13 protein-coding genes are annotated in these 13,237 nt (G+C 43.3%); 2 read left to right on the top strand and 11 right to left on the bottom strand.

What is annotated here, in order from left to right; translation table 11 throughout:
- Positions 1–34: 34 nt before the first annotated feature.
- The 6 genes from recN to xseA are packed head-to-tail and all read right to left on the bottom strand — an operon-like array spanning position 35 to position 5,335.
- On the bottom strand, positions 35–1,696 hold the full coding sequence (gene recN, locus PXH68_RS02435; protein WP_248028334.1) for a DNA repair protein RecN: 1,662 nt from the start codon (positions 1,694–1,696) through the stop codon (positions 35–37).
- Between the two features lies 1 nt (position 1,697).
- The gene (locus PXH68_RS02430; protein ID WP_158455471.1) at positions 1,698–2,123 is read right to left on the bottom strand and encodes an arginine repressor; all 426 of its coding nucleotides are present in this window, start codon (positions 2,121–2,123) and stop codon (positions 1,698–1,700) included.
- Positions 2,116–2,937: a TlyA family RNA methyltransferase gene (locus PXH68_RS02425; protein ID WP_205031701.1), complete on the bottom strand. Its 822-nt coding sequence runs from the start codon at positions 2,935–2,937 to the stop codon at positions 2,116–2,118. Before PXH68_RS02425 ends, PXH68_RS02430 begins: the two co-directional genes overlap by 8 nt.
- A complete protein-coding gene (locus PXH68_RS02420; protein ID WP_248028335.1) occupies positions 2,930–3,802 on the bottom strand; it encodes a polyprenyl synthetase family protein in 873 nt (290 codons plus the stop codon). Before PXH68_RS02420 ends, PXH68_RS02425 begins: the two co-directional genes overlap by 8 nt.
- Entirely contained in the window at positions 3,802–4,017 is a 216-nt protein-coding gene (locus PXH68_RS02415; RefSeq protein ID WP_205031703.1) for an exodeoxyribonuclease VII small subunit, read from the bottom strand. Before PXH68_RS02415 ends, PXH68_RS02420 begins: the two co-directional genes overlap by 1 nt.
- Positions 3,992–5,335: an exodeoxyribonuclease VII large subunit gene (xseA, locus tag PXH68_RS02410; RefSeq protein ID WP_248028336.1), complete on the bottom strand. Its 1,344-nt coding sequence runs from the start codon at positions 5,333–5,335 to the stop codon at positions 3,992–3,994. Before xseA ends, PXH68_RS02415 begins: the two co-directional genes overlap by 26 nt.
- A gap of 147 nt (positions 5,336–5,482) precedes the next feature.
- Here xseA and ypfJ point away from each other — a divergent pair, with 147 nt between their 5' ends.
- Positions 5,483–6,391 carry a KPN_02809 family neutral zinc metallopeptidase gene (ypfJ, locus tag PXH68_RS02405; RefSeq protein ID WP_248028337.1) on the top strand — a complete coding sequence of 303 codons (909 nt, stop codon included), beginning with the start codon at positions 5,483–5,485 and terminating at the stop codon, positions 6,389–6,391.
- 54 nt (positions 6,392–6,445) lie between these two features.
- Here ypfJ and PXH68_RS02400 read toward each other — a convergent pair.
- The 5 genes from PXH68_RS02400 to PXH68_RS02380 all read right to left on the bottom strand — a co-directional run bounded on the left by PXH68_RS02400 (position 6,446) and on the right by PXH68_RS02380 (position 10,648).
- Positions 6,446–7,797 (bottom strand): IS3 family transposase gene (locus tag PXH68_RS02400; protein ID WP_316715801.1). Its coding sequence is split into 2 segments (ribosomal slippage): positions 6,446–7,341 and positions 7,341–7,797, totalling 1,353 coding nucleotides; the frame shifts between segments, so codons are not numbered across the junction.
- A gap of 121 nt (positions 7,798–7,918) precedes the next feature.
- Positions 7,919–8,767: a bifunctional methylenetetrahydrofolate dehydrogenase/methenyltetrahydrofolate cyclohydrolase gene (locus PXH68_RS02395; protein ID WP_248028271.1), complete on the bottom strand. Its 849-nt coding sequence runs from the start codon at positions 8,765–8,767 to the stop codon at positions 7,919–7,921.
- A gap of 117 nt (positions 8,768–8,884) precedes the next feature.
- The gene (locus PXH68_RS02390; protein WP_158455483.1) at positions 8,885–9,619 is read right to left on the bottom strand and encodes an amino acid ABC transporter ATP-binding protein; all 735 of its coding nucleotides are present in this window, start codon (positions 9,617–9,619) and stop codon (positions 8,885–8,887) included.
- Complete coding sequence (locus PXH68_RS02385) at positions 9,612–10,301, bottom strand: amino acid ABC transporter permease (protein WP_172043662.1); 690 nt, start codon at positions 10,299–10,301, stop codon at positions 9,612–9,614. The genes PXH68_RS02390 and PXH68_RS02385 overlap by 8 nt, the downstream gene beginning before the upstream one ends.
- 116 nt (positions 10,302–10,417) lie before the next feature.
- Complete coding sequence (locus PXH68_RS02380) at positions 10,418–10,648, bottom strand: DUF1797 family protein (protein ID WP_158455487.1); 231 nt, start codon at positions 10,646–10,648, stop codon at positions 10,418–10,420.
- A gap of 344 nt (positions 10,649–10,992) precedes the next feature.
- Between PXH68_RS02380 and PXH68_RS02375 the strand changes: the two genes are divergently transcribed.
- Positions 10,993–13,230, top strand: a complete 2,238-nt coding sequence (locus PXH68_RS02375; RefSeq protein WP_248028267.1) for an ATP-dependent Clp protease ATP-binding subunit — start codon at positions 10,993–10,995, stop codon at positions 13,228–13,230.
- Positions 13,231–13,237 lie beyond the last annotated feature (7 nt).

Here is a 13,237-nt window from a genome sequence, read left to right as displayed (position 1 = left end):
ACAATAATAACCTAAAAGAAAAAGGATAGAGTCCCTACCCTTTTTCGACTAATTCTCTGGCTTGTGCGCGTGCTGCAGCAGATACAGTGTCGCCGGCAAGCATTTTCGCAATTTCTTCGATGCGCTCTTCCATTTCCAACAAGCGGACCCGTGAAATTGTCTTTTCTTGATCTGAAACCTTTTCAATAAAGAACTGGTGATCCGCTATAGCGATTACCTGAGGCAGGTGGGAAATCGCCAAAACTTGGCCAAATTGCCCAATCTTGTAAATCTTTTGAGCGATGGCCTGAGCAACTCGACCGGATACCCCCGTGTCAACTTCGTCGAACACAATTGCGGTCTTGCCTTCCTTGCGAGCCAAAGCGGATTTAATGGCCAACATCAGGCGGGATAATTCTCCTCCAGAAGCTACTTTTACCAAGGGTTTCAAGTCTTCACCAGGGTTGGTTGCGATGTAGAATTCTACTGTTTGGTTACCTTCTCGGTTAAACTTACCCTTGAAAAATTGCACTTGAAAGCGAGCTTTTTCCATATACAGGTCTTTCAACTCTTGTGCAATATCTGCTTCCAATTCCTTAGCCAAGCCTTGTCTAGCTACTAGCAACTGATCTGCCAAGGAAACCAATTGTTTTTCCAAATGTTTTAATTGGCCTTCAAAATCTTGCTCTCCTTGATTTCGACCAGTTAAGAGATTGTATTCTTCTGTAATCTTGTCCAAATAGTCCAAGACATGAGCCAGGTCGCCTCCATATTTCTTGGTCATGGAGTGAATCACATCCAAACGTTGTTCCAGTTGCAGTAAACGATTGCCATCAAAATCCAGATCGTCGATGATGTCTCCCAAACGCTTAGTCACTTCTTCAACGACATAGTAAGACTCTGTCAAATTTGTGGACAGTTCTTTATAGTCTGGGTCAAATTCTTCCAAACTTTGTAAATCATTCATGGCAGATCGAAGATTGGATAGGCTGGAAAAATCTTCATTGTCCAGTAGAACAAAGGCGTTGGTCAATGTATCTGCAATCTGCTTATGATTCAAAAGACGGTCACGTTCTTGTTGGAGCTGGCGATCTTCACCCGCCTTGAGTTCTGCCGCCTCAATCTCAGCAATCTGGTACTCCAGCATCTCGATGCGGGCCTTATGCTCTAATTCATTGCGCTGTTTTTCAAGAACTAGCTTGCGCATGGTACGATAGGACTCAAAGGCCTCTTGGTAAGCTGTTTTCAAGTCCCAAAAAGCTTGGTCGCCAAAACTATCCAATAAACGGATATGGTGCTGGGCTTTCATCAATTCTTCTTGGTCATGTTGGCCATGAATATCTACTAAGAATTGGCCGACTTGTTTGAGGACAGACAAATTAACCAATTGACCGTTGATTCGGCTGACAGATCGGCCATTTTGTAGGATTTCCCGACGGATAATCAGCTCATCGGTCACCTCAATCCCCTGCTCTTCCAATACTTGCTCCAGGGCTCTGCTTTGTTCCAAGGAAAAAAGACCCTCAATCTCAGCTTTGGGACAGCCGTGGCGGATAACATCTGTCGTCGCGCGTGCTCCCAGCATCAGGTTCATGGCGTCGATGATGATCGATTTTCCGGCGCCTGTCTCCCCTGTTAAGACGGTCATACCTTTGTCAAAGGTCAAGGAGACTTCTTCAATAATGGCAAAGTTCTTGATCGAAATATCTAGTAACATCCTACCACATCCTTATTGTCTGCTGGATTTGCGGAAGATAATCTTCATCTTTCACAATCAGCAAAATGCTATCATCATCCGCGATGACGCTGAAGACTTGGTCCCCAAACTGCTCCAAAATTTGGCGCTTAATCACCAAGGCGGAACCTGGAACCAGGTCAATATGGATCATCTTGTCCATGCTTCTCAAGTGTAGGATTGACTTGGTTTCTGGCGATTTCTGCTTGGGCTTTGGCAAACCGTAAATGTAGGTGTTATCGGCCGTTGGAACCTTGATAATCCCCAATTCTTTAATATCACGCGAAACAGTCGCCTGTGTTGCCTGAACCCCAAAGTCTTTCAGGCGCTCTACAATCTCATCTTGGGTATCGATTGGATAGCGGACTACCAGGTCCTGTATTAATTCTAAACGTTCTTTTTTATTCATCCTTCTGAAATTCCTCATGTGCCAATTGAACCAACTGAGAAAGGTTGATTGTGGTCTCAAACTGGGCTGATTCTGATTTTTCAAGCAGGGCTAAAAATTCAATATTACCATGTCCGCCTTGGACTGGAGAAAAGGTCAAGCCCTTGACAGAAAAACCTGTTGCAATAGCCATTGCAGTTACTTGCTCTAAAACTTTGAGATGGACAGCCTTGTCCTTGACAATGCCATTTTTCCCAATCTGTTCCCGTCCGGCTTCAAATTGTGGTTTAACCAAGGCAACCACCTGGCCCTTGTCTGCCAAAATGCCATGTAGAGCTGGCAAAATCAAGCTCAGGGAGATGAAGCTGACATCAATAGAGGCAAAGGTCGGTTGCCCTGCTTCAAAATCAGCTAACTCAGCATAGCGGAAATTATACTGCTCCATGCTGATAACCCGCTCATCCTGACGCAATTTCCACGCCAGCTGATTGGTACCAACATCCACTGCATAGACCTGCTGGGCACCAGCCTGCAACATAACATCCGTAAATCCACCTGTCGAAGCTCCAATATCAATCGTTGTCTGCCCTTCAACTGATAATTCGAAAAACTCCATGGCTTTCTCTAATTTGAGACCACCTCGGCTGACATACTTGAGTTTTTCCCCCTTGAGCTTGAGTTCAATTCCCTCGTCAATTTTCTCGCCGGGTTTATCATAGCGTTCGCCATTGATGACGGAGACAACTAAGCCAGCCATAACTCCACGCTTAGCCTGCTCCCGCGTCTCGAAAAGCCCCTGTTTATAAGCTAATACATCTACTCTTTCCTTAGCCATTGATTCGTAAACTTTCTATCAATTGATACACGTCTTGCCCCTTAAAGCCATTGTGTTCTTCTAATTCCTTAAAAATAGCCACAGCCTTATTCAATGAATCTTGAACAATGAATTTGGACTCCTCCAATCCTAACAAACTTGGATAAGTAGCTTTTTCAGCCGCCAAATCTTTCTGAGGCGTTTTACCCAATTCATCAAAATCTGCCGTTACATCTAAAATGTCATCTCGAACCTGAAAGGCATGACCAATCAACATCCCAGCTTGCCACAAGGAACTGACAACGGAACTAGGCTGTTGCGTAATAATCCCTGCTGCATGAAATGGGAATGTCAATAATCGACCTGTCTTATTGCTATGGATATTTATCAGGTCAAAAATTTCCAATTTTTTTCCTTCACCTAGCATGTCCAGCATTTGACCACCGACCATCCCAAAAGTTCCAGATGCTAATGACATAAGCTGTACCAAATCAAGTAAAACTTGATTTGGCAAATCAGCCAGAGACAAGAGACCAAAAGCGTCTAAAAAGAGGCTATCGCCTGCTAAAATAGCTGTCGCTTCGTCAAATTTCTTATGGTTAGTAAGTCGACCTCTACGATAATCATCATTATCCATAGCTGGCAAATCATCATGAATCAGACTTCCCGTGTGAATCATTTCCAAGGCAGCGGCCACTTGGTAGTGGGCTTGCTGCAGTTCAACCCCAAATCCTTCCACGATTTGAAGTAATAAGATCGGTCTAATCCGCTTTCCACCACCATCAATCGAATACAAAATCGCATCAATCAATTCTTCCGAAACAATGGTTCCACGTTTGTAATAAAAATCGCGAATTTCCTGATCAATCCGTCTCACATCAACCATTAGTTCATCTCCGCTTCACTGCCATCTGCCTGCATGACCTTGACCAAGGTCTTTTCAGCTTCCGCAAGTGTCTTTTGCAGGTCTTTCGATAGGATCATTCCTTTTTGAAACTCGGCAAGTGCCTCTTCCAAGGCCACATCACCCTGTTCCAACTTGGTCACGATTCCTTCTAATTCAGCTAAGTTTTCTTCAAATGTTTTCGTCTTTTTGGACATGATTTACCTCCACTTGTAGGTGACCGTCTCGCATGCGAACTGTCAACCGATCATTCTCTTCAATTACTGTGACACTATCTGCCACTCGTCCTTCTTTTTCCACTAGAGCATAACCACGGGCTACAATGCGACTGGTATCCAGCATGGTCAAGGCTTCCATAAGTTTATCTGCTTTTGCTACCTTATTATCATAGATATTTGCCATATTGCTCTTCAGTAGGCGTTGTTGCTGACCAACTTTTTCAATTAATCCTTCCAATCTTCGTTCAAGCTGGATGCCCTGCAGGCGCTGATCAAGCAAAAGACTAGCCTGTTTTTGTTGCCCATAGACTTCTCTCATTCGTACTTGAAGTTGATGAGTTAGTCTATCTAATTTTTGCACATAGCCATCATAGAGGCGCTCGGGTTGACGAAAGAGGACGGATTGGCTAATTTTTTCAACCTGTCCACGCAAGTATTTCAACCGATTGGTCATGGCCTGAAAAGCTCGGGTTTCCTGCTGGTTCAAATAACCCAACAAATCAGCCTTGGTGACTGGGGTAGCTAGTTCTGCTGCTGCAGTTGGTGTTGCCGCCCGCCTATCTGCTACAAAATCTGCCAAGGTCGTATCAGTTTCATGCCCCACGCTGGAAATGATAGGAATGCGAGATTCAAAAATCGCTCGCACTACTCGCTCTTCATTAAAAGCCCAGAGGTCTTCGATGGACCCGCCACCACGACCGACGATGAGAACATCTAAATCTTCACGCTGGTTGGCACGTTGAATATTGGTCGCAACTTCCTCAGCCGCCCCATCTCCTTGAACCTTTGTCGGATAGAGGACAATTTCCACTCCAGGAAAGCGGCGGCTAACCGTTGTAATAATATCCTGAATAACCGCTCCGCTTGGACTAGTAATCACGCCGATTTTTTTCGTAAAACGTGGCAAGACTTGCTTGAATTCTGGTTTAAACAGTCCTTCGTCTGCCAAAGTTTTCTTCAACTGCTCAAACTTGATTGCCAAGGCACCAATCCCATCCGGCTCTGCTTTTTCAATGACGATGGAATAGGACCCACTTGGTTCATAGAGCTGAACACGGCCGACGGCATTGATCTTCATCCCCTCTTCCAATTCAAAGCCTAGCTGTTTATAGACCCCTGCCCACATGGTCGCCTGAATGACAGCCTTATCGTCTTTCAAGGAAAAATACTGATGACTTGGTCGCTTACGGAAGTTGGACACTTGACCAGTCAGGTAAACACGTTCCAAATAGGGATCTCGATCAAACTTTAATTTTAAATACTTGGTTAGATGGCTAACCGACAAATATTCAACCATGCCCACTCCTTCTCTACTGTATCTCTACTATTATATCAAAAATTCCCTCTAATTTCCTCTTTGAAAAAACGGCTTTTTCTGATTAAAATTACTGTAAATTTTTCCAATTTACTATATAATATTATCAAGAACTTCAAGGAGAAAAATATGAAATTAGATGATCTGAGACAAAGTAAAAACATAGAAGATCGCCGAGGGCAACCCAGTTCTGGTATAAACTATCGACAGGCAAGTGGCGGTAGCAACCTTCTCTTTAGCCTCCTCTTTTCAAGACTGGGTTGGAAGGGTAAATTGGTCTTGATTCTGGTCTTTCTACTTTTTGGCGGAATGTCTGGCTTGGGAAATCTCTTGCCAGGATCGACCTCCTATAACCAATACCAGTCCAGTCAGGTAACGACCTCTGGCACCAATATCTCCGACCAAGATGCCATTTTCATGAGTAAGGTCCTAGGCTCAACAGAAGACTTTTGGACACAAGAATTTGCCAACAATGGCTACACATATGACGCTCCAACCCTGGTCTTCTACTCCGATCAGACCCAAACTGGATGCGGAATCGGATCTTCTCAAGCAGGTCCCTTCTACTGTTCTGCAGATCAAAAAATCTATATTGATACGACCTTCTATCAGGAATTGTCCAACCGCTACAATGCCGCAGGCGACTTTGCTATGGCATACGTTATTGCTCACGAAGTTGGACACCATGTTCAAAACGAATTGGGAATCCTTGGTGCCTATCATCAAAAACGCGCTAAGTTATCTGATAAAGAAGGTAATGCCCTCAACGTTCGTTTGGAGCTACAAGCGGACTACTACGCTGGAGCATGGGCCAAATACGTGGAAGGTCAGGGTCTCCTGGAGGTTGGAGACATCGAAGAGGCCATGAATGCAGCTCATGCTGTTGGTGATGATACCCTCCAACAAGAAGCCTATGGCCGTACCGTTCCTGATAGTTTCACACATGGGACCTCTGCCCAACGTAAAAAATGGTTTGACCTCGGTTATACTCACGGTGACTTAGCGCACGGGGATACTTTCTCTGTTGCCAATCCTTAAAAATGCAATCCCTAGTCAAAAGTGTACTGAGCCCAAAAAGTTAGATAAAAAATATTAGTGAAAGGATTTAGTTCTGTACTGAACAGGACTAAGTCCTTTTAGTTTTGCTTTAATGCGTTTATTGTTGTAGTAAAAAATATAATCAGTGATAGCTTGCTCTAGTTGATCGAGAGACTTGAAAGTCTTCTCAAATCCGTAAAACATTTCTGTTTTCAATATGCCAAAGAAGGACTCCATCATACCATTATCCGTGCTAGTTCCCTTGCGAGACATGGAAGGACGTATAACTTTACTGTCAAGAAAATGATGGTAGGCTTCGTGTTGGTATTGCCAACCTTGGTCACTATGGAGAATGGTATTTGGGTAAGTTTCCTCAGGAAAGGCCTTCTCAAGCATGGACTTAACTTGCATGAGATTAGGTGAGCGGGACAAGGTAAAATCAATAATTTCGCTATTATAGCCATCCAGAACAGGTGACAGATAGAGTTTTTCAGAACAATTTGGCAGAGCGAACTCCGTCACATCTGTATAGCACTTCTCAAAAGGCTTAGTCCCTTCAAAGGCTCTCTCAATGAGATTAGGAGCTTTCTTGCCCACATCCCCCTTGTAAGACTTGTATTTCTTACATCGGCGAATACGAGCTGATAAGCCTAGTTCTTTCATCAGCCGTTGTACTTTCTTATGATTGATAGAAAATCCACGATTTCTTAACTCAAGGTGAATGCGACGGTAACCATAGTTTCTCTTATGTTCATCATAAATAGCTTGAATTTCAGCTTTTAAGTCCTTGTCTTTATCCGGTTTGTCCATTTGTTTGACTTGATAGTAATAGGTAGAAGGAACTAATTGGGAAATAGTCAGAAGGATGTCTAGTCGGAATCCTTCTTCGACCATCTCTCTAATTGTTTGAGTCTTTCTTGCTCTCTGGCTTCGTCCCTTAAACGAAGCTCCCTCAACTTTTTTAGGTAAGCTACCTCAGTGCGTAATCGTTCATTTTCCTCCTGAAGTCTCTCCAACTCCGTCATCTCTTCCCAGGTTTTCTTTGATTTACGCCCCATTTTTGGTGGCCTCCCTCTTGTTTTCTCAACAATAGTATACCCGTTTTTCTTGTATTGTGCTATCCAGTTTGAAAGGGTTCCACGATTTGGCAAGGCATAATCAAGTGAGACGGAGAGAGCTGACTGCTTATTAAGAAGTACTTTGTCAATCATTTCTTGCTTTAATTCTGGGGAATAGTAGTTATTGTTCTCTTTTTTAACAATACTTAAGCCATATCTCTCAATCAATCGAATCATATATTTAATACCAGATTGAGCAATACCGAACTGTTTTGACAAGGAATTGAGGGAGTTACCATTTTGACGTAACTCATAAATTTGGACTTTGTCTTCATAACTTAATTTCATAAAAATAGCACCCCATAAGTTAGATTTTTTCATTCTAACTTTTGGGGTGCGGTTCAAAATACCTATGGGATTTTCTTATATAAAAAACGAGGTCAGCTCTTGCCAACCTCATCTATTTTTTCTATTTCCCACTTCTGACACATGCTTCATAAGTTTGCTCCATAAGCATGGTAATGGTCATAGGCCCAACTCCTCCTGGAACTGGGGTGATGTGGCTGGCTAGATCTGCCACTTCATCATACTTGACATCCCCAATCAGTTTGCCATTTTCATCCCGGTTCATGCCCACATCAATCACGACTGCACCTGGCTTTATGAAATCCTTGGTCACAAAATGTCCACGGCCAATGGCAACAACTAAAATATCCGCTTGACGAGCCAATTCTGGTAAATTTTTAGTCCGAGAATGGGCAATGGTTACTGTCGCATTAGCATCCAGCAGAAGCTGGGCCATGGGTTTTCCCACAATATTGGAACGACCGATGACAAGGGCTGACTTGCCTTCTAGTTCAATCTGGTATTCCTTGAACATCTCTATAATCCCTGCTGGAGTTGATGGAATCATGACAGGATGACCTGACCAGAATTTACCCATATTGGTTGGATGGAAACCGTCCACATCCTTGTCTGGATTAATAGCCAACAAAACTTTTTCTTCGCTGATGTGGGCAGGTAGAGGTAACTGTACCAAAATACCATGCCATTCATCAGCTTGATTGTAGCCTTCGATTAATTCCAACAATTCAGCTTCTGAAATAGTATCCGGTACTCTCACCACCTCGCTCTTAAATCCTGCTGCAAGGGCTGAACGCTCTTTGTTGCGAACATAGACCTGACTAGCAGGATCTTCACCCACCAAAATAACAACAAGACCTGGCACCAGGCCTTTTTCCTCTTTTAATTGAGCTGTTTTTTCTGCCAAGGCAGCCTGCATTTTTGCTGCCAAAGCCTTTCCATCAATCACGACCATCTCTTGAATTCTCCTCACTTTTTTCTTCATTATACCTTATTTTTCAACCTTTTGACTCACTTACTTCCCAAAATCATCAAAAAATATAAAAAACTCCGAACAATGTCGGAGTTAATCTTACAAGACTTTAGATAAGAAATCCTTGGTCCGTTCTTCTTTGGTGTGTTCGAAAACTTCTTCTGGTGTGCCATCTTCAACAATGACACCTCCATCCATGAAGATAACACGGTCAGCCACCTCACGCGCAAATCCCATCTCATGGGTCACGATGACCATGGTCATCCCAGACTTAGCCAGGTCCTGCATAACCGCAAGGACCTCACCGACCATCTCAGGGTCAAGAGCAGAGGTCGGCTCATCAAAGAGCAAGACATCTGGATCCATAGCCAAACCACGTGCAATGGCAATCCGCTGCTGCTGACCACCTGAAAGGCTTTGTGGATAGGCTTGTGCCTTATCTGGCAGACCAACCTTTTCAAGCAACTCCTTGGCCTTGGCTTCAGCTTCTGCCTTTGCAATGCCTTTTGTCTTAATTGGAGACAGGGTAATATTTTCCAAGACGGTCATATTTGGGAAAAGATTAAACTGCTGGAAAACCATCCCCATCTTTTCACGCATCTTGAAAATATCATTTGATTTATCTGTAATATCAACCCCTTCAAAAGTCACCGTTCCCTTGGTCGGAACTTCCAAGAGATTCATGGTCCGCAAGAAAGTTGATTTTCCTGATCCAGAAGGTCCGATAATGACAACCACCTGGCCTTGTTGGATATCCAAGTCAATGCCTTTTAAGACTTCATTTTTTCCGAAATACTTATGCAAATTTCTGATTGAGATAATGGCATTAGTCATGGCCCTGACCTCCCTTGTTTAATTTCTTCTCAAAGCGCGTGATGGCAAACGTCAAAATACTGGTCATCATCAAATAATAAGCGGCTGCTACAAAGTACGGCTCTCTAGTCAGATAAGTCATGGTTGCAACAGAACCTGCACCATTCCACAACTCAATTACACCAATGGTTGCCAACAATGAACTGTCCTTGACAATGGTCACAAATTCATTTCCCAAAGCAGGCAGGATGTTTTTAATAGCCTGGGGCATAATGACATAGCGCATAGCCTGAACCGGACGAATCCCTAGCGAGTAGGCTGCTTCTAGCTGACCTTTTGGAACAGCATTGATTCCTGCACGGATAGTCTCTGAGACATAGGCGCCAGAGTTCATCGAAAGAATGACAATTCCTGGAATCAATCGTGTCAAATCCACTGACAACACTCCCAATTGAAAAGTTGGTGCAGACAGGTGCATCATCGAAAAAGCAATCATAATCTGCACTAACATGGGTGTTCCACGGAAAATCCATACATACAGATTTGCAAACCAAACCAAGACCTTCCACTTACTGCGTTGAGCCAAAGCCAAAAGAAGACCTAAAATACTTCCGAAAAAGACAACAAAGAAGGCGATAATAATGGTTACCAAGGCTCCGTAATTAAAATAGCCTATATATTTTGAAAGAAAAGAAAAATCCATTTACATACTCCTAATCAACGATTTTCATAATTATACCACAATGTGCATAAAAATTCAAATATTACAAAAAAATATTCAGAAGAAAAAGCGCTTCGTCAGCGCCTTCTTCGTCTCTTCTAGTAAAGAAGCTCGTAAATTTCCATTGCAATCAAATCAATGCTGTCAAAAGTATAGGTTTCTCTTGCAGCAACGTCTCTCAATGTAAAGACTGCACCATTGACTTCATCATTACTATAAGCAACCTCTGCCACAACGACACCCTCACGTTCAAAGTTTCGTTTCAAGGTTCCGCCATCACTGGCCATAGCCTGCAAACGGCTAATGATTCTCACCAAATGTGATTCCATAAAATGTCTCCTAATTCTTAGTATAGGTATATTTTACCACACTTTTGATAATTTGTAAGTATTTTAGCTGGATAATCCCCTATTTTCCTTCCTTTTCTATTGGTTAATTTCATGGTAAAATACAAGAAGAAAGGGGTTTCATCTATAAATACTCACAAATTCATCTTTATGCAATCACATCCCTTCAAAAACGGGACAGATTTTGTTCCAAAAACGAAACTACTGAAAACGAGAAAGGAAGATAGCAGATTCTTGCATTTTAATGGAAACTTGATATAATTGACTTATATTTGACCTTTATTGACTAATAGTTTTTGGTCAGAAAATAGAAAAGAGGGAACGATATGCTTTGCCATAACTGTAAAATCAATGACGCAACCATCCATCTCTATACCAACCTAAACGGAAAACAACAACAGGTTGACCTCTGCCACAACTGCTATCAAATCATGAAAACTGATCCTAATAATGCCATTTTGAAAGGGCTCGGTGATTTAGCCAATCCCAACAATATGGATCCCTTCAGCGAATTTTTCAATCATCTAGGTAGCTATCCAGGTCATACACCAGCAGGAAAGGCACGAAACCAAACACCACCTACACAGTCAGGTGGAGGCAGCAATGGCAATGGTGGTCATCAGCAGCCACCACAAAAGCCAAACGGTTTATTAGAAGAGTTTGGTATCAATGTCACAGAAATTGCCCGTCGTGGCGATATTGATCCTGTCATTGGTCGCGATCAAGAAATCCGACGAGTGATTGAAATTCTCAACCGCCGTACTAAGAACAACCCAGTTCTCATTGGCGAGCCAGGTGTTGGTAAAACCGCTGTCGTTGAAGGCCTGGCCCAAAAAATTGTGGATGGCGATGTACCACAAAAATTGCAAGGTAAGGAAGTCATCCGCCTTGATGTTGTTAGCCTTGTTCAAGGAACTGGTATCCGAGGTCAGTTTGAAGAACGCATGCAAAAACTCATGGAAGAAATCCGGAACCGTCGCGAGATTATCCTCTTTATTGACGAAATCCATGAGATAGTTGGTGCAGGTTCAGCAGGCGATGGCAATATGGATGCAGGCAATATCCTCAAACCGGCCCTAGCACGTGGAGAAATGCAACTGGTTGGAGCAACTACGCTAAATGAGTACCGTATTATCGAAAAAGATGCAGCCTTAGAACGCCGGATGCAGCCTGTAAAGGTTGATGAGCCGAGTGTGGAGGAAACTATTACCATTCTCAAGGGTATTCAGAGCAAGTACCAGGACTACCATCATGTCAAATATACGGATGCAGCAATCGCGGCCGCTGCAGTTCTCTCTAACCGTTACATTCAGGATCGCTTCTTACCAGATAAAGCCATTGACCTTTTGGATGAGGCAGGCTCTAAGATGAACTTGACCCTCAACTTTGTAGATCCCAAAGAAATTGATCAACGCTTGATCGAAGCTGAAAATCGTAAAGCACAAGCTACCCGCGACGAAGATTACGAAAAAGCAGCCTACTACCGTGACCAAATCGCCAAATACAAGGAAATGCAAAAGGCAACCTTGAGCGAAGAAGACACACCACTCATTACTGAAAAAGAAATCGAAGCCATTGTCGAACAAAAAACCAATATCCCCGTTGGTGACCTCAAAGAAAAAGAGCAATCTCAACTCATCAACCTAGCCAGCGACCTCAAAGCCCACGTCATTGGACAAGATGACGCAGTGGATAAGATTGCCAAGGCCATTCGCCGCAACCGTGTTGGCCTAGGAGCGCCGAATCGTCCAATCGGCTCCTTCCTCTTTGTCGGACCAACAGGTGTCGGAAAAACCGAACTGTCCAAACAATTAGCCATTGAACTCTTTGGTTCAGCAGACAGTATGATCCGCTTCGATATGTCTGAATATATGGAGAAACATGCTGTAGCCAAGCTAGTTGGTGCTCCTCCAGGATATGTGGGCTATGAAGAAGCCGGTCAACTAACTGAAAAAGTACGCCGTAATCCTTACTCCCTCATCTTGCTCGATGAGGTTGAAAAAGCCCACCCTGATGTTATGCATATGTTCCTTCAGGTTCTAGACGATGGGCGCTTGACAGATGGACAAGGTCGAACTGTCAGCTTTAAGGATACTATCATTATCATGACATCAAATGCTGGTACTGGGAAAGTGGAAGCCAGCGTCGGATTCGGTGCAGCAATGGAAGGCAGAACCCACTCTGTTCTGAACCAACTCGGTAACTTCTTTAGTCCAGAATTTATGAACCGCTTTGACGGTATCATCGAATTTCAGCCACTCAGCAAGGAAAACCTTCTCGAAATTGTCAGCCTCATGTTAGAAGATGTTAACAAGCGCCTTTCTAACAATGGTATCAATCTCCATGTTACTGAAAAGGTCAAGGAAAAACTGGTTGACTTGGGTTACGATCCAAAAATGGGAGCTCGTCCACTCCGCAGAACCATTCAGGATCAGATTGAGGATGCCATTACGGATTTCTATCTGGAGCATCCGCAAGAAAAAGACTTGCGTGCCATCATGAATCCTAAGGGCGACATCATCATCAAAGCCAATCAGAAAAAAGTAAATCACCCCACTGAATAAGCCTAAA

Origin of the sequence: Streptococcus sp. 29896 (assembly GCF_032594915.1) — a bacterium.
GTDB lineage: Bacteria > Bacillota > Bacilli > Lactobacillales > Streptococcaceae > Streptococcus > Streptococcus suivaginalis.
Note: the sequence above shows the minus strand (reverse complement) of the source record. Positions and strands in the feature narration are given on the sequence as shown.